This is a genomic window from Aquipluma nitroreducens, from assembly GCF_009689585.1.
In the GTDB taxonomy this organism is placed as follows: domain Bacteria; phylum Bacteroidota; class Bacteroidia; order Bacteroidales; family Prolixibacteraceae; genus Aquipluma; species Aquipluma nitroreducens.
Genome location: NZ_AP018694.1, coordinates 860375 through 884914 on the forward strand (window position 1 = coordinate 860375; position 24540 = coordinate 884914).

Annotated in this window: 14 protein-coding genes; 8 read left to right on the top strand and 6 right to left on the bottom strand. The window is 40.5% G+C overall.

What is annotated here, in order from left to right; genetic code table 11:
* Positions 1 to 49 precede the first annotated feature (49 nt).
* A complete protein-coding gene (locus tag AQPE_RS03600) occupies positions 50 to 712 on the bottom strand; it encodes a hypothetical protein (protein ID WP_318349684.1) in 663 nt (220 codons plus the stop codon).
* A gap of 156 nt (positions 713 to 868) precedes the next feature.
* Here AQPE_RS03600 and AQPE_RS03605 point away from each other — a divergent pair, with 156 nt between their 5' ends.
* On the top strand, positions 869 to 2038 hold the full coding sequence (locus tag AQPE_RS03605; protein WP_318347181.1) for an IS4 family transposase: 1170 nt from the start codon (positions 869 to 871) through the stop codon (positions 2036 to 2038).
* Between the two features lie 204 nt (positions 2039 to 2242).
* On the opposite strand, the gene AQPE_RS03610 is transcribed toward AQPE_RS03605, so the two are convergent.
* A complete protein-coding gene (locus AQPE_RS03610) occupies positions 2243 to 3715 on the bottom strand; it encodes an aldo/keto reductase (protein WP_318349685.1) in 1473 nt (490 codons plus the stop codon).
* Between the two features lie 152 nt (positions 3716 to 3867).
* Here AQPE_RS03610 and AQPE_RS03615 point away from each other — a divergent pair, with 152 nt between their 5' ends.
* Complete coding sequence (locus tag AQPE_RS03615; RefSeq protein ID WP_318349686.1) at positions 3868 to 4293, top strand: SRPBCC family protein; 426 nt, start codon at positions 3868 to 3870, stop codon at positions 4291 to 4293.
* Between the two features lie 11 nt (positions 4294 to 4304).
* Here AQPE_RS03615 and AQPE_RS03620 read toward each other — a convergent pair whose 3' ends face one another.
* Complete coding sequence (locus AQPE_RS03620) at positions 4305 to 5576, bottom strand: M64 family metallopeptidase (RefSeq protein WP_318349687.1); 1272 nt, start codon at positions 5574 to 5576, stop codon at positions 4305 to 4307.
* A 485-nt stretch (positions 5577 to 6061) separates the two neighbouring features.
* Here AQPE_RS03620 and AQPE_RS03625 point away from each other — a divergent pair, with 485 nt between their 5' ends.
* From AQPE_RS03625 to AQPE_RS03635, 3 genes are all read left to right on the top strand, one after another.
* Positions 6062 to 6457: a hypothetical protein gene (locus AQPE_RS03625; RefSeq protein WP_318349688.1), complete on the top strand. Its 396-nt coding sequence runs from the start codon at positions 6062 to 6064 to the stop codon at positions 6455 to 6457.
* 172 nt (positions 6458 to 6629) lie between these two features.
* A complete protein-coding gene (locus AQPE_RS03630) occupies positions 6630 to 10550 on the top strand; it encodes a response regulator (protein WP_318349689.1) in 3921 nt (1306 codons plus the stop codon).
* Positions 10551 to 10570: 20 nt separating this feature from the next.
* Positions 10571 to 13093 carry a M1 family aminopeptidase gene (locus AQPE_RS03635; RefSeq protein ID WP_318349690.1) on the top strand — a complete coding sequence of 841 codons (2523 nt, stop codon included), beginning with the start codon at positions 10571 to 10573 and terminating at the stop codon, positions 13091 to 13093.
* A 71-nt stretch (positions 13094 to 13164) separates the two neighbouring features.
* On the opposite strand, the gene AQPE_RS03640 is transcribed toward AQPE_RS03635, so the two are convergent.
* From AQPE_RS03640 to AQPE_RS03650, 3 genes are all read right to left on the bottom strand, one after another.
* Positions 13165 to 14517: a DUF3863 domain-containing protein gene (locus AQPE_RS03640; protein WP_318349691.1), complete on the bottom strand. Its 1353-nt coding sequence runs from the start codon at positions 14515 to 14517 to the stop codon at positions 13165 to 13167.
* Between the two features lie 225 nt (positions 14518 to 14742).
* Positions 14743 to 15936, bottom strand: coding sequence for an MFS transporter (locus AQPE_RS03645; protein WP_318349692.1), 1194 nt, complete (start codon positions 15934 to 15936; stop codon positions 14743 to 14745).
* Between the two features lie 239 nt (positions 15937 to 16175).
* Positions 16176 to 16898, bottom strand: coding sequence for a hypothetical protein (locus AQPE_RS03650; RefSeq protein WP_318349693.1), 723 nt, complete (start codon positions 16896 to 16898; stop codon positions 16176 to 16178).
* A 770-nt stretch (positions 16899 to 17668) separates the two neighbouring features.
* Here AQPE_RS03650 and AQPE_RS03655 point away from each other — a divergent pair.
* The 3 genes from AQPE_RS03655 to AQPE_RS03665 are packed head-to-tail and all read left to right on the top strand — an operon-like array spanning position 17669 to position 24529.
* Complete coding sequence (locus AQPE_RS03655) at positions 17669 to 22567, top strand: PAS domain S-box protein (protein WP_318349694.1); 4899 nt, start codon at positions 17669 to 17671, stop codon at positions 22565 to 22567.
* Positions 22564 to 23004 (top strand): response regulator, encoded by a 441-nt coding sequence (locus AQPE_RS03660; RefSeq protein ID WP_318349695.1) that lies wholly within the window; start codon positions 22564 to 22566, stop codon positions 23002 to 23004. The genes AQPE_RS03655 and AQPE_RS03660 overlap by 4 nt, the downstream gene beginning before the upstream one ends.
* Before the next feature lie 10 nt (positions 23005 to 23014).
* Positions 23015 to 24529, top strand: coding sequence for a sensor histidine kinase (locus tag AQPE_RS03665; protein WP_318349696.1), 1515 nt, complete (start codon positions 23015 to 23017; stop codon positions 24527 to 24529).
* The last annotated feature ends 11 nt before the right edge of the window (positions 24530 to 24540 follow it).

The following is a 24540-nucleotide window of genomic DNA, read 5'->3' on the forward strand; positions in this document are numbered from 1 at the left end:
TTTTTTTATGTAATTAAAAATGAAACATGCACTTTCAACCCAATATTGCCTATCTGAACACCGATTCGGAAACTCTTTTTATAGCTTTACTGTAATCAACAATAATCCTCGAATTCTCGTACTCTGAAATAAATTTAGTGTTTGCGATCAATCCATTAATTAATTCGTCGAGCAAGCTTATCCTATCTTTCAATTGAGCTATCTGGTATGAAACAGTTGGCCGGTGCGCTATATTACTGAACTTTGATCGATCTCCTATCGATTTTTCATATTCATCGATTTGGTTATGTAATTTGGTTAATTGACTTGCTGTAATATTGTATGGTTCTAAATAATAAAGCATCCATTCGGCCCTGCAAACAATGGTATTACAGCGCTGAATTACGGTTCTATCACTTCCATTGGCCAGCGAAGGTTCAGAATGATCCACTAGCTTCATCATAATTTCATCATTATGGCTATGCGCATACAAATACATTCTTCGGCAAAGCTTAATTGTAGCACGAATGATCGAATTTAAATCATCGTTTAGCGTAGTGTAACGAATACGTGAATTGTGGTTAAGTCTCCCAACAGTCTCATAGTAATCTCGCTCAATTGAATGAACTTCCATTACTATCGCCGATTCCGAAATCCATATCGGCTGGTTTTTATTCAAGGTATCCAAAACAGAGTGAACCATGTTTAGGAAATTTTCTTCTGATTGTTTCATCTTTTAATAATTAGTTTAGTAAACACCTCATTAATGGGTACTAAAAATTAAAAATCGTTCTTTGAAATTCTTTATTCATCGCATTTATAGCGTTTTTTTATAGCGTGACGATTTGAATTGACGATTAGATTTTAGCTTTAACAAAAGCACTATCTCATGAATCAAGGCAAATACATCTTCGCACAGCTTACAGATTTTTTACCTCTCCGAGTCTTTGATCGAATAGTTGAAAACCATCAAGGGAATAAATATGTCAGGCATTTTACATGCTGGAACCAGATGCTTTGTATGGTTTTCGGTCAACTCACTTCCAGAGACAGCATGCGTGATTTAATGTTGAGCCTTGAAGCTCATCAATCTAAGTATTATCATCTGGGTCTGGGATCGACCATCACCCGCAGAAACCTTGGCAAAGCGAACGAAAAACGTAGTTATAAAATCTTTGAAGAGTTTGCCTACGTTTTGATTGAAGAAGCCAGAAGGAGCTGCTATAAAGACGAATTCGAGATTGATGTTGATGGCAATATTTTTGCTTTGGATTCCACAACGATAGACCTGTGTTTAAGTGTCTTCTGGTGGGCTGAATTTAGAAAGCATAAAGGAGGGATTAAACTTCATACCATTTACGATGTGAAGACCTCCATACCAAGCTTTTTGCACATCACAACTGCCAGTGTTCACGATGTCAATATTTTGGATCTCATCCCTTATGAAACAGGGAGCTTTTACATTGTTGACAAAGGATACATCGATTTTAAGCGACTGTACAGATTGCACTTAAAAGGAGCGTTTTTTGTCACAAGAGCAAAAGACAACATGCGTTTTAAACGAATGTATTCCAGCGCAGTTGACAAAACAACCGGAGTCCTTTATGATCAAATAGGTCGGTTGGAAACATACTATTCCAGAAAAGACTATCCGGAAAAGCTGCGCAGGATCAAATATTACGATCAAAATCGGGACAGAACCTTCATCTTCATGACCAACAACACTGACCTGAAAGCCGAAGAAATTGCCATGTTGTACAAGAAACGCTGGGAAGTTGAACTGTTCTTCAAATGGATGAAACAGCACTTGAGGATCAAATCATTTTGGGGAACAACCATGAATGCTGTCAAAGTCCAAATTTATTGCGCGATCATTGCTTACTGTCTGATTGCCATTGTCGGTAACAAATTGAAAGTTGATCGCTCAATCTACGAAATACTACAGATTCTCAGCATCTCTCTACTCGACAAAGCGCCTGTAAGAGAAATACTTACAAAATGCGATTACAAGAATGTCAAAGAACTAAATTATAAACAATTAACAATCAGTGGGTTTTAAGTGCCCACTAGTGTAAACACCTTTTATCAAAAAAATGTACATGGCAGTTTTCAAAAAAAAATCAACTATACCAATACCACGTTAACGATATGTCTAAAATACTCTAAATTAGAGATCCATAATTTTAATAAAAGTGAAATTTTTATAAGAAAACTAAACAGATTACCGTATTCAAACCTAATTTCGGATTGAAAAAAAGAATGGCTAAGCCAATTGTACAGCCGCCCTGCCCCCACTCCGATCAACAGCAACAACCTCCACTTTATCGCCAGTTTTAAATGAAGTTTCAAAAATAAATGGCTTACTTTTCAGCGTTTGTGGCTGATGTTTGACTTCACCAGCTTTTATGCCGTTAACCAAAACCTCATACGTTGCCACAGCAGCATCGCCAGCTAAAGCGGTATCCCAAACAATTTTATTTCCTTCTTTTCGGAGGTTTCCGGGAGCGGTTAATCCAACTTTTTCCATCTGGAAATAATTGGATTTTGGTTTTATCAAAGTTGCCTGGTCTTCAATTCGTTTCCGCTCATTTTCAGGCATTCCATTGGGATTGATTTGCGCACTATAAAAGTTCTGTATCAACTGGCATTTCATTGGGTCGTCATCAATCTGGCCGATTCCGATAATTAAAGTATGGATACCAGGTGTAGAAAGTGAATATTCGATCAACGGACGACTCGGCAATTCAGGTGTCCCAATTTTCCGGAACACATCGTTCGGATCGCGCGACCAGCGAGGCTCTTTGTGATACATGGCTGCATCGGCAAATACTTTCATGCCAATAATACCCATTCCTTTTGCCGCTGCCACCGGAATCACATTGTGCTGCATGTTGTATTTGGTTTTGTCGTTGGCATTGATGGCAATCAGCATTCCTTCCAGAATTCCATATTCGTCGCGCTGAATCATATCGACCATCGCAGGCGGATTATTATGGCCTGAAAACCCGATGTGCCTGACTAACTTTTCATTTTTCGGATTCATCCCTGTCAGATTGGTTCCATCGCGAAAATCGCGTAACGCAACCAGTGCCCCCAAATTTTCATTCGGATCGAGGGGCGTTTCCAATCCTTCGTAAAGGACATTCACCTCATCGGTAGTATTTAAGGTATGAATCAGAATCATATCAAGGTAAGCGCCTTCAGGATAACCGCCTTTGTTGTCGCCAAAAACCTGAGAAAGCGAGCGCTTCAGATCATCAACCGCACATTTAACGTCCGGCATTCCATTCGACCAGTTGTTCACATTCTTTCGTTCAGGCCATCCGGGTTTACCCCACCGCATGCAGGTTTTACTGGTTAGCCAGATCGATTTCCGAAGTTTCTCGTCGTAATTCGATTCTCCGGGAATTAGGTTCAGTATTTTGAATGCTTTGTTGTAGTTCAGTTGGCTTCCGGCATAAAGGTTCGACGTATCGAAATAATTAACCCCCAATTTAAAAGCCTTCAGGATAATTGGAACCGGGTCAACATCAGCAGGTGTCCATTGCAGTGAAGCCTGCCCACCCAAACCCAGCGTAGTGACCTCGAAATCGAAGTTCCCAAATTTGCGTTTCATGGGTGCTGGCATTTTTTCAGGAATACTATTAAACGACAACATGGAAACTCCTGCTGTTGTAACAGCCGACACTTTAATAAAATTACGACGTGACAATGGATAATTTTTTGGCGTGCTCATGATATCAGGTTTTAAGTTGCTTAAATTTAAGAAATATCATCAAAGAAGACAATTAAAAACCTTTACAGTTCATCTATTTTCGGGATATTAACACTCATTATGAACAAATTGCCGCGTTATTGCTTTTATATTGAAACTAAATATTCGAAACTATGACAACAGGCAAAACAATCGTTACCATTGAGACTACAGTTGACGCAGTTGTTAATCGCGTTTGGAAATGCTGGACTTCTCCAGAGCACATCATTCATTGGAACAATGCTTCAGACGACTGGCATACCCCTTGGGCAGAAAACGACTTCAGGGTTGGTGGAAGTTTTCATTCGCGCATGGAGGCCAAAGATGGCAGTTTTGGGTTCGACTTTGCCGGCGCTTACAACGAAATAAAACAGCACGAAACGATTAAATACACCCTTTTTGATGGTCGTAAAGTGCACATTAATTTTGCTTCAGGCAAAGATTCTACGACGATCGTTGAGAACTTCGAAGCCGAGGAAGAAAATCCAATCGAAATGCAAAAAGCTGGCTGGCAATCTATTCTGGATAACTTTAAGAAATACGTGGAATCAACAATTTAACCACACAAAATCTACTTGCAATTGAAATCAATCATTTCCTGAATGGACTTGCTGCAAACCGGGCAAAAAACATCGATGGTATGTAAATTATTCATCAGGCAATTTATCCATGGCCGGTAAACTCCTTTACTCACATAGCCGCCACCTTCATAAACTCCCAGTTTTTTCGAATTTTCGAACTTTGTAGCGGTTGGAACGGCTGTTCCTTCGGGCAACATGCTCTTCCATTTCTTGTCAAAATCAACCAAAGTGGTCAGATTTGGTTCCCAAGGCTCGAGATTGGTAGGGTAAAATTCAGAATATTCAACGCCACCAACATATTCATCGCCCAGGCCGGCAAACAAATGGCCAAACTCATGGATGTAAATCTTGCCTGCTTCTTCTGCATGATGGGCAGCGCTAATTCCATAGAAATTATAAATAGCACCACCACCATATTTTTCAGTGTTCGCCAAGATATAAATGTAATCGTACGGGGCATTTGCGGCTACATCGCGTACGCCCTGAAAATCTTTAATCATCAGGTAACGTTCAGAGTCGAACGTATAATAAGAACCGTTCAGCCGGGTTTTATTCCAGATATTTTGTCCCGGAATATCTGGCCCTTCATCCTTCGAAGCAGCCCATACTCCCCGAATATTAAATTTATCTTTGTTCTGAGAATATGGTGCGTACGAGAAAAATTCATCAGCAAACTTCTTACAATCAGCCTCAAATAGCTCCCGTTGGCTTTCGGAATAACCTTCAGGCAACAAAACCAAGTCAACCTTTTTGTTTGAATTGCCCGAATGGATCACATCAAAAACAGGAAGTTTTTCCCGTTCTTTTTTAATGAAATAGCTATTCGGATCTACCTGATATTCAAACTTTTTTTCGAATTCGCCTTTTTTATTCCGGCTCAAAATCGAAACCACAACTTTTTCGCGGGGAAAAGGCATAATTACTGATTCAGGATAACAGCAATCGGTTGTTTTAGCTTCAGGCGTGGTTTGCCATTCGTCGAAAAGCGTGCAGTACCCCCTTGAATAAACCAGCTCATTGTCATTGATAGTACGCACTTCAACCAAATGATTTCCGTATCCTTTGGTGTCAATCATGTTCGTTTCAGAACCAGCCCAATAAGGCTCCTGAATCAATTCATCAAAGAAATATTTTTCGGTTTCTGCATTTCCGCAGTGATAATAGTCGAGTCGTAAAGACTTATCCTCAAAATACTTGTTAAATTGAGCTTCCGATTTTTGCACCAGAAAAACTGACAATATCAGCAAGAAAAAATACTTCATTAGACCGTAATTTATAACGTTTAACTTAAATCCGGAATCAAATAGTTCAATCGACAAACACACCATTCATCCGGAAAATCAAATATAGCACATTAAAATTCCCAACAAAATGAGGGCTGACATGGTTGTCTGTTTTTATTTCGATATGTAAAAAAAACGAAAATGAATATCCGGTTGCATACCTATTTGAATCTACAATTGGGGCTTTGCCCCAAACCCTAAATCCTTTTTTGTCTTAACACAAAAAAGGAATCAAAAAAAGTCAAGGCTGTGTCCGCTTCGCTCGAAAAACTAGCGCTCGACGGCTAAAATCTTTTAAACTCGCCTACGGCTCAAACAGAAAAGATTTTTTAATGCCGTCTTCACTTGTTTTTCGGCTCACCTGACAAGGCCGGTCGCTATTCTTAATGTTTTGGTAAAAGATCAGATACTCATTAAACTGAATTATACTATCCATTTTTGAATTCAAATTATAACTTTGGGGTATGCTTTATTTAATCATTGTACTGGTCGTGCTTATTGTATTATTTGCGGTTTTCAAACTAAAGAAAGCCCAACCGGAAGATACAATTGAACCGGAAACTCAGGAAGAGCCGCGAGAAGTTGCCTCTGATTGTTGCGGCGCACATGAAATTTGTGAATTCGACGAATCGGCTTTTAACGAAGAGATAATCGTCTATTTCAACGACGAAGAGTTAGATGAACTGAGAAACATTCGGGAAGCTGATCTTACCGCCAGCCAAATTGATGATTTACGTGAAGTACTGTACACCATGAAAACCAATGAAATAAGCAAATGGATCGTCAGCCTTGGACGCAGGCACATTCACTTACCAGAAATTCTAAAGCAGGAAGCCCGACAATTGATGATGAATCAATAACTGTCAGAGCTCAGTAAAATCTACGTTATCCGGTTTAAATCTACATTTTGCGGCTATCATCACGCTCCGGAATTCCCATTTTACAATCCTTCTGTAATTCATTCTTCAGTCGCCAATTTTTTACTAATTTTGAAACCCTCTCTAGATTAACAAATGTGCAAGATCTGAAAAAGTGATAAAAATCCGGAATCTCATCATCTTCATTGGAATTACGTTACTGTCCTTGCAAATGCAGGCAAGCGGACCCTACAAACCTCAACTTGCCAATCCGGTTTTTGAACCCTGGCGGTGGACTGAATTCCCGGAATATGACACCATTCGGATTTCCTGCATAGCAAAAGGAAGCGACAAGGGAATGTGGATGGGAATTGGCAACAAAGCCATTTACTACGATGGCTACAAAACCGTTCAGTTTATTCCAGACAGCACTGCTATCCATTCATTAGCTTTCGAAAAAGACAACAATCTGCTGGTTGCAACAACAAACGGAATTTTCAGGTATAAAGAAGGTGAATTTAGAAAAATACTAAATTTCAATTTCAACTCGCAACGAAATTTCACCACCGACTTAAATGGCGACAGCTGGATAGGTTGCGAATTCGGCTTACTTAAGATTACTTCAAAAGGTAACTACTGCCTCAATCCTGAAGGTTATTTTGAAATAGATGCCAATGGATCAATACTGAACACGTTAAGATATGAAAAGGCCAATGATTACCGACTTGCTTCGATCAGGGAAATCAGATTCCCTGTTTACAATCTGGCCATAAATCGGGCGCAAAAAATCTGGATGACGGTTGATTTGCCTGACAAAAATTTAGCATCAGTCGATGTTTCCAAGGTTCCTGAAAACTCGCTGAACTGGAAATACATAAAAGTACCTAATCTGTCGGTCGGCGATGTTTCTGCACTTTGCGAACACGAGAATTCGCTTTGGATAACCAGCTCGAATCCAAACATCATGCTTCTACAGTATCAGATTTCTGAGGAAAAATGGAAAAGCATCGACCTCAAAGTATTTGGAGGCGACAATGTTCAAGCTTCAATTTTGGAGACTTCGGATGGAAATCTATGGATCGGCGGACACAGCAAACTTTATTCGTTAACTGAGTCAGGATGGAAAGTGTACCAGTATCCTGAAGTTTCACTTCCACTTTCGTATATTGAAATTTACGGTGACAAACATGACAATATTTTCGTGTTTGGCTCCAACGGAAGCCTCATGAAACTTGATCTTTCATCCAGATCGTTCGGCACATTTCTGGGATTAAATTTCAACTGCAACACTCCGGACGGGAAATATTGGTTTACCACCAATGCCGGCGAAGTTGTTTCGTGCAACCAGTCGATGCAGAATTTTCAGAAATATTCGGTAACCGATGGTTTGATGTCGATGACGATGACCTTGCACTACTCGCCCAAAAGCGGTTTGTGGGCAGCCGGAAGTAACCAGGGCAAGGCAGCTATTGCCCGATTCGAACACGGACATTGGACAATGACTACATTTCCCGATCTCTACCTCGGAATTGCATACAACGGAATTTGCGAATTGGGCGATTCTGCCGTGGCATTTCCGGTAAATGGAGTTCTCGAATTGGACAACACCAATTTTAAAGGTGGATTTGTTGCTTACAATTACAAACGATCGGTGTGGCTACATTATTCAAGCGACAAAGTTCCACAGCGAATTCCATCCATTGGGCAAACTTCCAATGGGAATCTTTGGTTTTCAGGAAACAATGTAATCATGTTCGATGGCAAGAAAAACCACCAAATCGAACTTCCGGCGAAATCGCTCAGCTGGACCGACGATATCGAAGTAACACCCTCGAATCATATTCTCGTAGCTCAGGGAGGCACTGGCTTGTTTTACAACGATGGAAAAAAATGGACGAGATACACCACGCTCAATGGACTGGCAAGCAACATGGTAACCAACCTTTTCGTCGAAAACGACACATTGATATATGTTGCATCCGACAAGGGTATTTCATTTTTCGACGGCAAGCAGTTTATTCCGCAGATTATAAACCCAGAACTCAACATACAGCGGGAACGCGGTTTCCTGAACAAATCGGAGGATGGCGCACTTTGGATCAATCAGGCCACGCGCGAATGGTATTTGTACGATTTCAAAAATACAGCCGAAAACCCGGCACTGTTTAAAACGACTTTCTACCGGCGCGAAAACAACCCGCCAAAAACAACGATTTCATTCTCTGATCATGAAATTTCTTCCTCCGGAAATGTGATTATTACCTACAATGGCAACGACTACTGGAATGAAACGCCTTCGGAAAAAATTCAATTCTCGTATCGGCTGAACAAGGAAGAATGGTCGCCATTTTCCGAGAAAAAATCAAGTGTTTTTCTGGATTTAAACGCAGGCAACTATACCTTCGAAGTTCGTTCGCGCGACCTCGACAATAATATTGAGCCCAAGCCAGCACGAATATCATTCACCGTGTTGCGACCTGTTTACATGCGGGCATGGTTCATTTTAACGATTCTAACATTCCTCGGAATCATTGTCTGGCTGCTCATCCGGCTGTATGCACGAAACAAGCAAATTCACGAGTTGGATCAGCTAAAACTTCGGCTTTTCACCGACATTTCGCACGAATTGAAGACCCCACTCACGCTAATTTCGCTTCCTCTCCAGAAATTGTTGGACAAAGCCAAAAGGAAAAATGAAAACTTCGATGGTCTGGAACTGATTTATACAAATGTGCAGAGGCTCAACAATCTGGTTAACCAGGTAGTCGATTTCAGGAGGCTGGAAGCCGGCAAAATTCAGTTGGAATTGAGTCCGGGCGACCTCGTTTTACAACTCCGAAATATATCTGGATACTATGCCCCACTTGCTCACGAGAAAAATATCCGGTTCGAATTTTCGTGCAACATTCAGGAATTTTGGGCCAAGTACGACGCCGACAAACTTGAGAAAATCGTGGTCAACCTGCTTTCAAATGCCTTCAAGTTTACTCCTGAAAACGAGAAAGTAGAGCTAATTGCTAAAATTGATCCGCAAAACGACAACTTGCAATTGTGGGTCAACGACTCAGGCCCTGGTATTCCTAAAGAAATGCAGCAAAATGTTTTCGATCGCTTTTATCGTTTGAGGAGCGAAAAATTCAACCGCATTCCCGGCAGTGGTATTGGGCTATCGTTGGTAAAAGAACTGATTAACCTCCATCATGGCTCAATTGAAGTGATCAGCGACGGAATTCACGGAACCAGCTTTTACGTGACTTTACCATTGATTAAAGCCGAAAAAGTAACCGAACAAACCGATAAAACCAAAGCCGACATCGATCTCGATAAACTAAACTGGGGCGAAAAAGCATCGGTATTGTTGATTGAAGACGAGGAACTGATGCTTCGTTTTGTGGCTGATGAACTGAAAAATTATTTCAGGGTAAAAGGTGTTGGCTCGGTTGAAAAAGCTTACGAATTGCTCAATACCGAAATGTTTGATTTGATTCTGTCGGACGTGATGCTCCCCGGAATGACCGGTATGGAATTTTGCAAAAAGCTGAAATCTGATCCAAAAACCAGTCATTTGCCGGTTATTCTGCTCACCGCGCGCGATTCAGAAGAGGATATAGTGGAAGGATTGTGCACCGGCGCCGACGATTACATCACCAAGCCATTCCGGATGAATGAATTGATTGCGAGAAGCTACAACCTGATTGAAAACCGCCGCCGCATGAAAGACCGGTTTGCCGATCAGGAAGAGATTGAAGCGAACACTTTTGCTCAAAATCCGGGCGACCTTGATTTTCTGAATAAAGCCATTGCCATTGTTTTCGAAAACATTGACAACTCGGAGTTCGATGTGCCGCAATTCTGCAATTTGATGAACACCAGCAAAACCTTATTGTATTCGAAACTGAAATCGCTTACAGGCCAGTCGGCAACCGAGTTTGTGCGCAACATCCGCCTGAAAGAAGCAAAGAAATTACTCCTGAATAACGGACATCAGCATACCATTTCCGAAATCAGTTACATGGTTGGGTTTAACGATCCGCTCTATTTCTCGCGCTGTTTCCGAAAATACTTTGGGGTTCCGCCTTCGGAGATTGGGAAATAAAAACTTGAAACATTCTTTTCATGAGATATTTAATTCACATTTTCTTTCTCTCACTCCTTTTTACCAGTTGTTCCAAGCCTCAACTTCCTGTCAGCTCTGGTGTTTCTCAGGAACTGGCTCAGTATCGAAAATCAACAATATCAAATATTACGTACGATTTAGGTTTTAATATTCCGGCCAAGATAGATGGTCGGATAGTAGGCAAGGAAACCATCAGGCTTGATTTAAAGAATGCTGAGCAGGACCTTCAACTCGATTTTAAGGGCGAAACTGCTGTAAATTATATCGTTACGAGCAATGGAAAATCGTCAGATATTGCCATTAGAAACGGACATTTGGTCATCAGTAAAACGGATTTGAAAGTCGGGATAAATGAGATAAAACTCAATTTTACTTGTCCCGATTGGTCGCTCAACCGGAATCCGGAGTTTTTATACACGCTCTTTGTTCCCGACCGCGCCTCAACTGCTTTTCCGTGTTTCGACCAACCCGATCTGAAAGCACAGTTCAAACTTCAACTACAGATTCCGCAAGCATGGAAAGCCGTTGCCAATGGACCGGCTGAACAGGAAGAGACTTCGAATTCGGTAAAGACAATCAATTTCAAACCGACCAAACCACTTCCAACCTACCTGTTTGCATTCTCTGCCGGAAAATTCGACACCATCAGCCGAACCCAAAATGGGAAGACAATCGTAATGTATCATCGTGAAAAGCCAGAAGAATTGCATAACAACCCCGACTCCATTTTTTGGTTGTTGTTTCATTCGATCGCATGGATTGAAAAATACACAGGCATGCCCTACCCTTTCGAAAAGTACGATTTGGTGGCTGTTCCATCGTTTCAGTATGGCGGTATGGAGCATCCGGGAGCTACGCTTTACCGTGCAACTAGCCTTTTTCTGGATGCCAATCCAACACAGCAGCAGCTAATGAGGCGGGCTAATCTGATTGCGCATGAAACAGCTCACATGTGGTTTGGCGATTTAGTCACCATGTCGTGGTTCGACGAGGTTTGGCTGAAAGAAGTATTTGCCAATTTCATTGCGGATAAAGTGGGTTCCCCCATGTATCCTGAATTCAACTTCGATCTGCAATTTCTGCTGGCTCATTACGATGTGGCGTATTCGGTCGATCGCACTTCGGGTGCCAACGCCATCGGGCAAAAGCTGGCGAACATGAAAGACGCCGGTAGCTTATACGGACCGATCATTTACCACAAGGCGCCCATTGTTATGCGGATGCTGGAGCAAAAAACGGGAGAAACCGCGCTTCAAAAAGGACTTCAGCAATACCTTTCGCAGAATGCCTATGGAAATGCCGGATGGACGGATTTGATTGACATCCTGAATACTGCAAAAACAGACGAGTTGCCGCGTTGGTCGGCAAGTTGGGTTAATGAAGCTGGACGACCACACCTGAAAGCGATAGCGAAAGGGCATGGCCTCGTCATTGAACAATTGGATCCGTTCGCAAAGAACCGCGTTTGGCCTCAAAAACTGGATTTGGCTTTTTCTGAAAATGGCGATACCAGGTATCAGAAAGTTATCATGAATTCAGCAAAAACAGAGCTTAAAAATCTGTTTCATGAAGGAAAGCCAGAATGGATTTACCTCAATGCGAAAGGCAATACCTATGGCTTTGTTGAACTGGATTCCACATCGAGAAACTATTTTCTGAATCATTTCTCAGCTGTAACGGATGATCTTTTGCGGGCGTCCCTACTGACCGACCTGACCGAAAACCTGCACGAAGGAAATCTGAATATTAATGATTACCTGAATTTATTAGTCCATCAGCTTCCTCAGGAAACCAATTCGGTTATTTTTGAGCGAATGCTGAATGATCTGGAATCATGCTTCATCTATCAAGCCACACCTGAGCAACAAAAAGCGATTCAGGAAGAAATGGAGGCAGTCCTTTGGAAAGAATATGCAGCGAGAAAAAATCAACAAACTGCGCTAATTAACAGCATCATGCGGTTAGCACAAACCGCAAATTCGTTAACCTGGCTTGAAACTTGCCTGAAAAATCCAATGCTCCAAACAGATATCAAACTGAGTGCCGATCAGCAAAACGACCTTGCTTTTCAGTTAGCATTGAAGCTGCCCGAAAAAGCCATGGAAATTCTGGATAGTCAGGAAAAGCAGATTACAAATCAGGATAAAAAAGCCCAGTTTCAGTTTGTACGAAAGAGCCTGAATCCGGATAAAACCGAACGCAACCGCTTCTTTGAATCATTGCTTCAGGAGAAAAACCGCGAACACGAACCCTGGGTCGAACAGGCGATGGCATTCCTGAACCATCCAATCCGTGAAAAAGAAAGTCTGCAATACATTCGTCCCGCTCTCGATAAGTTGCAGGAAATTAAACGAACTGGCGATATTTTCTTCCCAAAATCGTGGCTCGACAGTCTGCTAAAAGGTCACAACAGCAAGGAAGCGGCAAGCATTGTCAGACAGTTTCTGACCGATCACCCGGATTATCCTGAAGATTTAAAGATGAAGATTTTGCAGTCGGCCGATCATTTGCTAAGAATGTAGAAAAAACAAGAGACTATATTTTAATGGGAATAAAACACAATTCTATCTCTCTATAAATTAGCAATTTCAATTTACTGAATGGGAAACAGCTTTGGATAAATCGTTTTGATGATGGTTTTCATTTCCTCCGGAAGCTGTTTCAATAGAACCGGTTTATCCTGCGGACGGGTTTGTTTTTGATTGATATCGCCCATCAAACTCCATCGACGGGTCATTTCTGAAGGTTCTTTGGCTGGCAAATCATATCGGGTAAAATCAATTACAGTTTCTGAATTGTCCTTATTTAAATCACTTAGCAATGCCAAACGAAAAACCTTATTCATAAACCAGCGGATTTCCTTATCAGCATCCGAACCGCCAATCCCAGAACCTATTTCTTCAAAGCGGTAATTAAAACTGTTATCGCGATAATGTTTCCGCCAGATCAAACCGAACTCTCCCTGAGTGATAAACTTTACATCAGGCCAACGTTTTTTAATTTCACTTAGCCAGTTGGTCAGGCCGGTCACATCAATCGGAAGTGAAACTTCCCAGCAATTGGTTACCCATGCAAAACCGTTTAGCTCAAAACCTCGGTCAAAATGAATCGCTGTTGTATGCAGCATTTCTTTCAAACCCAAGTCTAATCCGTATTTACTCAAAGTTTCAATTGGACCAACTCCCATTCTGCTGTTAAATCCATCTTTGAAACCTTCCCTGCGAGCCGCCAAAAAATCGGTAGTCCACCCATCCAGATTTACACAATCAACAAAATCATCTTTTCCCTGTGCCGGTTTGCAGAAATGCTCTTTCGACGGATAAAACGGATAGGTAACAGCTCCATCCCCATCCTGATTATCGATGGCATACTGGCTCCATATATTTCCCTGGCACACGTGAATTCCTTCATTTTTTGCTAGGTAATCCTGATTTTTTGCTGACAAGAAACCTGCAACGACACTCTTTGGACGATAACCATTTCCTACGATTTCAGAAACTTTGGCCAAGCCATCGTGCAAATCTTTATTTACCTGTTCAGTAGGATTGTATGCATTGGCAAAATAAGCCCCCGGAATAAATGTAATTTCATCGCCGTACTTCGATTGGTATCCAACAACGAGCTCTCTGATTTTTCTGTAATTTGAAGTTGTGTCATGCAGAGCCAGCCAGCTGAAAGCCCAGGTTATTTTAGCCCCGGGAAAACCAGCATTAATAGCTTCCCTGAATTTGATTACCACCGAAGGAGTGTGTAGATCTCGTTCATCTTCCCCTACATTTTTATCGCGCGCAACTTCGATCTGGTTCACCCGAATCACTGCATTAAAGGTAAGAAACCGGGTTCCCATCAATGGTATCGAATTGCCTTGATTTTGATTGTCTTTGGTTGATGCTCCGGAAAGAATAGTAAAAAGCATGAAACTGAGCATAAAAACGATTGTTCGCATAAGAATTGGCTTAGTTAGTTGGTTTCCTTGTTGATTTTTCTCAAGCAACAATTGCCGGTTGTGAGATTCAGGTATAAAGGTGGTAATTATTTCTTATCTGAAGTTATCGAAAAGGAAATTCTTAAATCACAAATCAATCGGTACAACTTTTTCATTCGAATCATTGCTTGTCAATTCCTGAAAAATTAGGAGATGTGCTTTTACCTGGCCTTGGAGGTGAACAGACTAATCGTTGTTCAACGCTTTAACCCGGGAGACCATCAAGGTGATTCCAATTCCGAATACTCCAATAACAGCGAATGAATAACGCAAACCGGCAGCTGCCGAAATATATCCGATTAATGGCGGTCCCATTAAAAATCCGAGAAAACTAACACTCGAAACAGTTGCCAATGCAATTCCTGGTGAAACTTTCGAATGTCTTCCGGCAGCACTGTAAACAGTTGGAACAATGCTCGAAACGCCTAAACCAACCAACATAAAAGCCAAAGTGCTTGGAACGAGATACGGGAAGAATACTGCGGTGAACAACCCGGTTGAAATCATTACTCCGCAAATCTGCAATAAGCGTTTTCGGCCAATCTTTGAGATCAGGTAATCTGCTACAAAGCGCCCGGTTGCCATCATAATCATAAATGAAGTGTAGCCCAATACAACAAGCGAGGCCGGAGCGTTTACCACATCCTTAAAGTATATTCCACTCCAGTCGAACATAGCACCTTCGCTGGCCATAGAGCAAAAGCCAATGATTCCCAACTGCAAAAGAATGCTATCTGGTTTATTAAAAAATTTCCTTTTCGGTTCATCTGACAATGTCGCCGGATTAGTTCGTACCAAAAATGGGTAATTGATCCAAACAATTGTCCAAACAATCAGGACGATTATTACGAAATGCCAGTAAACGGGTACTTTCAGGTTAACCATAGCCAAACCGATTAATGCACCGGTAAAACCAGCTAAGCTCCATCCGCCATGAAAAGAAGCCATGATTGGACGATCATACAAACGTTCAGCTGCAACGCCCTGAGTGTTAATCGAAATATTACAAAGATTACCCGACAATCCGAATAAAAATAAGGCAATGGCTAATTGCCATCCAACATGAACTAAACCAACATTGGTCAGACAAATTGTATAAGCAGGTAATGCAAAAAGCAACACTTTATGGCTTCCGAAACGGGTAACCAATTTTCCGGAGAATGGCATCATTAGGAACTGCCCAACAGGTAAGGCAAAAAGAATGGTACCAAAAAGGGCATCATTTAAATGAAGTGCCGTTTTGATATCGGGTATACGACTGGCCCACGATGAAAAGCACAGTCCCATACTAAAATAAACCAATGCAACGGCAAACCTAACCCGCCTTCTGTCTGGAATTGGATTGACATGAGTTGCAACATTAAGGGCATGATCTGGCATTTATTATCTAATTTTAAGACCCATAAGACATTACATTCGAAATAAAATCTTCACGATTATCTCTGACATTGTATTTTACGGAGTACAAAAGTACAAAGTTTGAACTCTGCTAAAACAAACCTGATCGTTTCCGATACCAGATTTATCAATCATTTCAAGTCTGGAATTTTAAATTCAGTTTCGACATAAAAAAACCCGGTCAAACTGACCGGGTTATAGTTTATAAGAAGCATCAAAATCTATTCCCACTTAATGGTTTTCGAATCGGTTGTAATAAACTGCAAATTATTCGCCTGATCAACTGTAACTCCGGTTTCTACCTTAATAGCAATCAATTCAACTACATAATCTGTATTTGCAACAGGAGATACTCCATAAGCCCAGCCAGATGACGATGAACTAAATTGAAAATCAACAGCATCGGCAGAAAGATAGTTACTAGAGTATAAAAGATCAGCTTTGTTAGCAGAATACAATTTTACCACGTAGGCACTGGCGCCGGTTACCTTATCCCAGGTAGTTTTAAGCGACTGCGAAGACATCGTTGCAGTCATAATAACAATAGGCGTCAATTTTTCATCTCCAACAACATCTTTTCCATTTAGCGTTTCGCCAGCCACGGTGACCATTTCAATCGAATAGTCACCTTTTACAGGCATATCAGTAGTATAATCCGATGCCTGTGGGGTGTAAACGAATTGCGTTTTGTTTGAAGTTGCAGATAATTGGTAAATTTTGCCAGGAGTGCCTGGTGCTGTTACTTTGACCGAAGCAATATCGTAATTTGCTGATGCATAAATTACAATTCCATATTTAATGCCAGCGTCAGTTTTCATATCCTGAATAATAACATCGGCCACCCCCTGAAGAGCAACAGGAGTAGATTTTATACATGACACCAATGCTAAACTACCAAAAGAGAGGCATAAAAAACCTGTAAATAATTTTCTGAAATTTTTCATTCTAAAGTACGTTTTAATTGTTTGTTAAAAATATCATTTCCGAAGGATTAAACCTAATCCCTTTCCCAATAAGGATTCTATTGACTAATCAAAGATGGGGATTTGTAGCATATGGTTGCGTGGTTTTTCAAAACTAGCGAAGATTAATTGCTCCAGGTAAATTATTTCAACCCAGAAAATATCCCGGGGCGCTGTCCCTTGAGTCTTATAAAATAAGGTACAATGCACCAAAATCTTTATAGAATAAAGTAGAAAAGAAATAAAAGAGGTGCAGAGCATCGACATATACTTTCATTAAATCATCAGTAGTCAACAAAACGGATATTCATAATAAAAAATTTCCATCCAGAACTTAATTAACCTGGAGTCCAGCGATCGAACATTGAGCCTTTAAATCCGACAAATCTGGTATTTCGCGTACACAAGAATTCATTTTTTCTCCTCATTGAGGTTCCCAATAAATGGAAGCACCCACTAGTAAATTCTTATGCAGTCTTAAGCATCACCCTGATCAATGTACTGTAAGTAAGTGCATAAAGAACTAAAGTAGATAAAAATATAATATTTATCAAAAAAATATTGTAACTTGAAGCGAATTATGAACAGGAGCTATTCTGAAAAAACAGATTACCGATTTTAACGCTTGAAAGCCAACCTTAAAGGAGAATCTATTGAGGCCATCGGTGAGCTCATTTAAACTCATTTCTCTCTTGCATGTACTCAAACGGATATTCATATTTTTACCCTTTGACTTTTGAAACAAAAGCCTTATGAAAAAAATACATCCATCTACATCGAATTCTTTGCGTGAGCAAGCCGAAGATATCCTGAAATCGAGACATCCAGTTGCAGTCTTACCTCTCACAGAAGCTGACACTTTAAAACTGATTCACGAATTACAGGTTAACCAAATAGAGCTTGAATTACAGAATCAAGAGCTCATGCAGAATAAAAGGCAAAATTCGATCATCAAAAACGGGAAGAATAAAATTTTAGATTTAATCGATTTTGAAGAAGTTAATAAATTACTCGAAGGATTCAATCAATCAACTGGATTTGTAACAGCTATTTTAGACCTCGAAGGGAACGTATTGTCGAAATCAGGATGGAGACAAATATGTACCGAATTTCACCGGAGTAATCCAAAAACATCAAGAAACTGCACCATAAGCGATACCGTGTTGGCTAATAAATTAGGCCAAGGTGAAAAATATCATTTCTACGAGTGTTTAAATGGATTGGTTGATGTTGCTGTTCCCATCATAATTAATGGCGAACATATTGCCAACCTGTTTTCAGGACAATTCTTTTTTGAGAAGCCCGATCATTCCTTCTTTAAAAAACAAGCCGGCACTCATGGTTTTAATGAACAGAAATATTTAAAGGCACTCGAAAATGTACCTATTGTTTCAAAAGAGCAAGTAAAAGTTGCCATGGATTTTTTGCTGGATATGACTCAACTCATCAGCGAAATCACATTCCAGAAATTAGAACAGATACAGTTGAATGAAGCGCTAATAAAAAGCGAAGAACGCTCCCGAAATATTCTTGACAATATGCTGGAAGGGTGCCAGATTATTGGATTTGACTGGAAATACATCTACATAAATCGCTGCGCTGAAATTCACAACCGCCGTCCTAACAATGAATTATTAGGGCATAGATATCAGGATATGTGGCCGGGAGTTGAACAAACCGAAGTATTTAAAATTATCAACCAGGTGCTCGAAACAAGAGTTCCCAATCATCTTGAAAACGAATTTCTATTCCCTGATGATAGTATTGGCTGGTTTGATCTGAGCATTCAACCGGTTCCTGAAGGTGTATTCATTTTATCTATTGACATAACAGAACGTAAACTGAAGGAAAAACTACTGTACGAAAGCGAAGTTAGATTCAGTAAGCTATATGAAGAAGGTCCATTTGGAATGACAATGATAGATTCGAAATTCAGGTTTAAAAGTGTAAATCCTGCATTCGAGGAAATGATGGGATATACCGAACAGGAATTCAGGAAAATGACCTTTGAAGACATTACACATCCGGAAGATTTACCCAAAGACCTTCCCAATGTTCTGAAACTTATCAATAAAGAAATCTCGGTTTTTAAAACCGAAAAACGATACATCAGAAAAGATGGTGTAGAAATTTGGGGATCGCTAACTGTAACAGCCAATTATTCCAATGATGGAAGTTTCCTATATAACCTGGCCATTGTAGAAGACATAACGAAGCGAAAGCAGGCAGAAGAGGAACTGCGAAAGCGCGAGAACAAACTAAGTACCATCTTAAACCTTTTGCCGGTAGGAATCTCCATTCTGGATCAAGATCAGAAAATTATATTTGAAAATCCAGCATTAGAAAATATTTTGAGTATCACCATGGAAGGCTTACGTCGTGGTGACTATCGAAAACGTAAATATCTGAGAAATGATGGAACGATAAAGCCTCCTGAAGAATTTGCCAGTTCACTCGCATTTAGCAAGAATACAGCCCAGCACAATTTTATAACAGGGATTGTAAAGGAGGATGGCAATACCGTTTGGACAAACGTAAACGCCGTGCCTGTTGATTTTCCTGACTGGAAAGTTATACTAGTTACAGCAGACATCACCGGCCTTAAGCAGACTGAGGACGCGTTGAAAAAGAGCAAACAATTACTCTCTGAAACAGAGTCAATGGGGAAAGTAGGTGGCTGGGAGTTCAATATGGATACCCTGTTAATAACATGGACTGATGAGGTTTACCGCATTCATGAGGTTGATTTTGATTTTGATCCCAATCTAAACAAAGGATTAGAATTTTACACTCCCGAATCCAAACCAATTATAGAAAAGGCTGTGCAAAAAGCCATGCAATTCGGCGATTCGTTTGATCTCGAACTGGAAATTATAACTGCAAAAGGAAATCATCGGAAAGTCCATTCAATAGGGAAAGCAGATTTTGAAAACAGGAGAGTCTATGGTTTCTTTCAGGATATTACAGAACGCAAAAAGTTGGAAGAAAGGATCAGGCAAAAAGATCAGGAATTCAGAAAACTTTCTGCCAATGTTTCAGGCATGATCTATCAATTTACCCGAAAACCTGACGGAACTTATTGTGTCCCCATTGCCTCCGAAGGTATCCGTAATATATTCGGTTGTGCTCCTGAAGACGTTTTGAATGATCTTACTCCGATAAAAAAGGTTATTTATCCAGATGATGCAGAGCGGGTAATTCAGAGCCTGAAGGATTCCGCAAAGCATGTGACCCCTTTCACCTGCGAGTTTAGGGTTCAGATTCCGGGGAAGGAACTTCAATGGATATACTCGCAATCAACTCCTGAAAGATTATCAGATGGCACCGTTATCTGGTATGGATTTAGCAGTGATATCACTCAACGAAAGTTGGCTGAAGAAGCTTTAAGGTTAAATCAAGAACAATATCGCAATATATTTGAAAGCGCTGTAATTGGTATTTATCGCACAACTCCTGACGGAAAGATACTGATGGCTAATCCAACCTTAATAAAGATTTTAGGTTTCAGTTCGTTCGATGATCTGGCTAAACGGAACCTTAAGGAAGAAGGTTTTGAAACGAATTTGCTTAGAGACGATTTTCGTAAACGTATAGAAGAAACCGGGAGCCTGACTTCCTATGAGTCGGTATGGAAAACTGCGGATGGCAGATCTGTATATGTCAGTGAAAATGCGAAAGTTTTCTACAACAACAATGGCGAAATTGCTTATTACGAAGGCACTATTGAAGATATTACAGAGCGAAAAAGGGTGGAAAGAGCACTTCGGGAAAGTGAAGAGATTTATCGTAAAGCCTTTAAAACAAGCCCTGATTCGATTAACATTACACGCATTGAGGATGGAATTTACGTTTCCGTTAACCAGGGTTTTGTTGAAACAATAGAATATACAGAAGAAGAGCTTGTCGGAAAATCATCTCTGGAAGTTAACATATGGAAAAACCCGGAAGACCGAAAGAAACTTACTGATGAATTGAAATCGAAAGGTTTTGTATCAAATCTCGAGGCTATATTTTGTGCAAAAAGCGGCAGATTGATCAATGGACTCATGTCTGCGGCAATCATTGAAATTGAAGGCACCCCACACATCATTAGTATAACCAGAGACATTACCGACCGAAAACGGACTGAGGATGCTCTTCATTACAATGAAGCACTGTTGCAGGAAGTTGGCCGCATTGCTCATGTAGGTGGATGGGATTTTGACCCGGCTACCGGTCATTCAACCTGGACCGAAGAAGTTGCACGCATTCACGATCTCGATCCCAAAACACCTGCTTCGGTAGCTTTAAGCATCAATTATTACGCCGAACGTTCGAAACCCATCATCGAAAAGGCATTTCGCGAGTCGGTAGAACAAGCCATACCATACGATCTGGAGTTAGAGATTATCACTTCAAAAGGGAATCATAAATGGGTAAGAACAATCGGACGACCAATCGTTGAAAATGGAAAAATAATTAAAGTTCAAGGTTCGTTTCAGGATATCACCGGACTAAAACTTTCTGAAGAAGCGCTTCGCAAAAGTGAAGAAAAATTCCGAGGTTTAATGGAAAGCATTCCACTACCTGTTACTTATGTAAACAATTCCGGGGAAATCATTTTCAGAAATGAACGTTTTCTGGAAGTAATCGGATATACCTTTGAGGAAGTGCCTACGGTCCAAGAATGGTGGTTAAAAGCATACCCATCTGGAAAATACAGGAAATGGGTGATCAAGAACTGGGAATCAGCACTGGAATATGCAACAGAAACAAATACCGATATTCTACCCAAAGAATACCAAATTACCTGTAAAGATGGAGCAGAACGTACATTTGTTGTTTCAGGCATAATTGTCAACACCAATTTGCTGATCACATTTATTGACATAACAGATCGCAAGAAAGTGGAAGATGAAATCCGGAAACTCAATGAAACCCTTGAACAGCGCGTTGAAGATCGGACCGCCCAATTGAAGGAGGCCAACCGGGAACTGGAAGCATTTTCGTATTCGGTATCTCACGATTTGCGTGCTCCTTTGCGACACATTAACGGATTTGTTGATTTACTGAACCAAAAATATGTCGATCTGCTTCCCGATAACGGGAAACATTACCTGTCTGTCATCAATGATGCCTCAACCCAAATGGGCCTTCTTATCGATGATTTACTTCAATTCTCCAGAACCGGAAGGCAGGAAATGCAGCAAGTGAATCTGAATATGAACATGGTACTTCAGGAAGTGATTCGATTTTTTGATGAAGATACCAAAAAGCGGAATATTGATTGGTCAGTTGCCGCGATGCCCATAATAACCGGAGATGTTTCTCTCCTTCGGATGGTTTGGGTCAACTTAATAAGCAATGCAGTGAAATTTACCGGGAAAAAAGAAAATGCGAAAATCGTAATTGGGTACACCGAAGAAAAAACGGAATTTATTTTTTATATTCGTGACAATGGCGCTGGTTTCGACATGCGCTATGTTAACAAACTATTCGGTGTGTTTCAGCGGCTTCATTCTAAACAGCAATTCGAAGGAACCGGCATTGGACTGGCTAATGTACAACGAATTATTAATAAACATGGGGGGCGTACCTGGGCCGAATCTGAAGTCGATCAGGGCGCAACATTTTATTTTACCATACCTAAAACCAAGGAGGACCTTCAATGATTGAATTGAAAAAAATACTTTTAGTTGAAGACAATTTACCCGATATTGAATTAACTCTGGAAGCACTGACCGAAAGCAATCTTGCGAATCGGGTGGTTGTTGCTCATGATGGAGTGGAAGCCATGGAATACCTCCTTTGCGAAGGAGAATTCTCGAACCGCAAGCCTGAAAATCCGGCAGTCATACTTCTGGATATAAAAATGCCCAGAATGGATGGTATCGAAGTTCTACAGGCTGTAAAAGCCAATTCGAAACTAAAATTAATCCCGGTAGTTATGCTTACTTCCTCGCGCGAAGAACCTGATTTAAGAAAATGTTATGACCTTGGAGTGAATGCCTACGTGGTTAAACCGGTAAATTTCAGAGATTTTTTTGATGCTGCGCAACGATTGGGTGTATTCTGGGCGGTAATTAACGAACGTCCAAACGAAGAGTAACAAATAAACCATGGAAAACGGAATACAGCTACCGCGCACGCTTCATGTACTCTCGCTCGAAGACTCTGATATCGACTTCGAATTAGTCACTGAGCAACTGGACCTTACCGGATTTCAGATCGAAATTTCGCGCGCTGAAACAGAGTTTGAGTTTACATCATCCATCCGGAATAACTATTTCGATATTATTTTGGCAGATTATACGCTGCCTCAATTTGATGCGTTCGGAGCTCTGGAGCTATGTCAAAAGTATTGTCCGGATGTTCCCTTCATTTGTGTTTCAGGTTCAATTGGTGAAATAAAAGCCATTGAACTCCTGAAGAACGGAGCAGTTGACTATGTGATTAAGGACAGAATGGAGCGACTGCCATTTGCTATTAAGAGAGCACTTGATGAAGCCAGAATTAAACTTGAACACAAAAATGCACAGGAAGCACTTCGAAAAAGTGAAGAAAGGCTCCGCGATATCCTATTCAGTTCTGCTGACTGGGTCTGGGAAGTTGATGAGAATGGCAAATACACTTACAGTTCACAACGCGACATCGATCTTTTTAACGTAACTCCTAACGAAATTATTGGAAAAACACCATTCGACTTTATGCCAGCCGAAGAAGCCATACGTGTATCAATCCTATTTAAAGAGATTACAGCCAATAAACTACCTATAAAAGACCTTGAAAACTGGAATATTGGAAAAAATGGAGAGCCCATTTGTTTGCTTACCAATGGATTACCCATTATTGACCAGGATGGCCAACTAAAAGGGTATCGGGGAATCGACAAAAACATTACAGAGCGAAAACTGGCCGAACAGGAATTGATAAAAGCCAAAGAAAGAGCAGAGGCAAGCGATAGACTCAAAACTGCCTTTATGAATAATATTTCGCACGAAATACGAACTCCATTAAACGGAATTTTAGGTTTTAGTCAGATTATAACCGATCCTACCTTTTCAGAATTAGAAAAAGAAGGTCACTACGGAATGCTCAACGAGAGTTGCGATCGCCTGATCAATACAGTTACCAACATCATGGATATTTCACTGTTGGCTTCAGGAAATCAGAAAGTAGTAAAAACTGAAGTTATTTTATTTGAGCTAATTAGCCACATTCACGAGAAATTCAAAGCTTCATGTCAGCAAAAAAAGATTACCATTTCCATGCCTGAGGATACAAAGCTGAAAATACTAACTGACGAAGAACTCTTATCTAAAATATTCTATCAGTTAATCGACAATGCGGTGAAATTCACCTCTAACGGGACAATAGCCATTGGTTGCGAAAAGCACAAGCAAGAGTATCACTTCTTCGTGAAAGATTCAGGCATTGGTATTTCAGAGGAATACAAAAACCGAATATTTGGCAACTTCGAACAAGAAGATTTTGCAAGTACCCGCAAATACGAAGGTACCGGTATTGGACTTTCGATTGTCAAAGGATTTGTTGAACTTCTTGGTGGAAAAATATGGGTTAATTCGAAAAAAGGAAAAGGTTCAACATTTTACTTCTCGATTCCAATCGAATGAAAAACTGATTC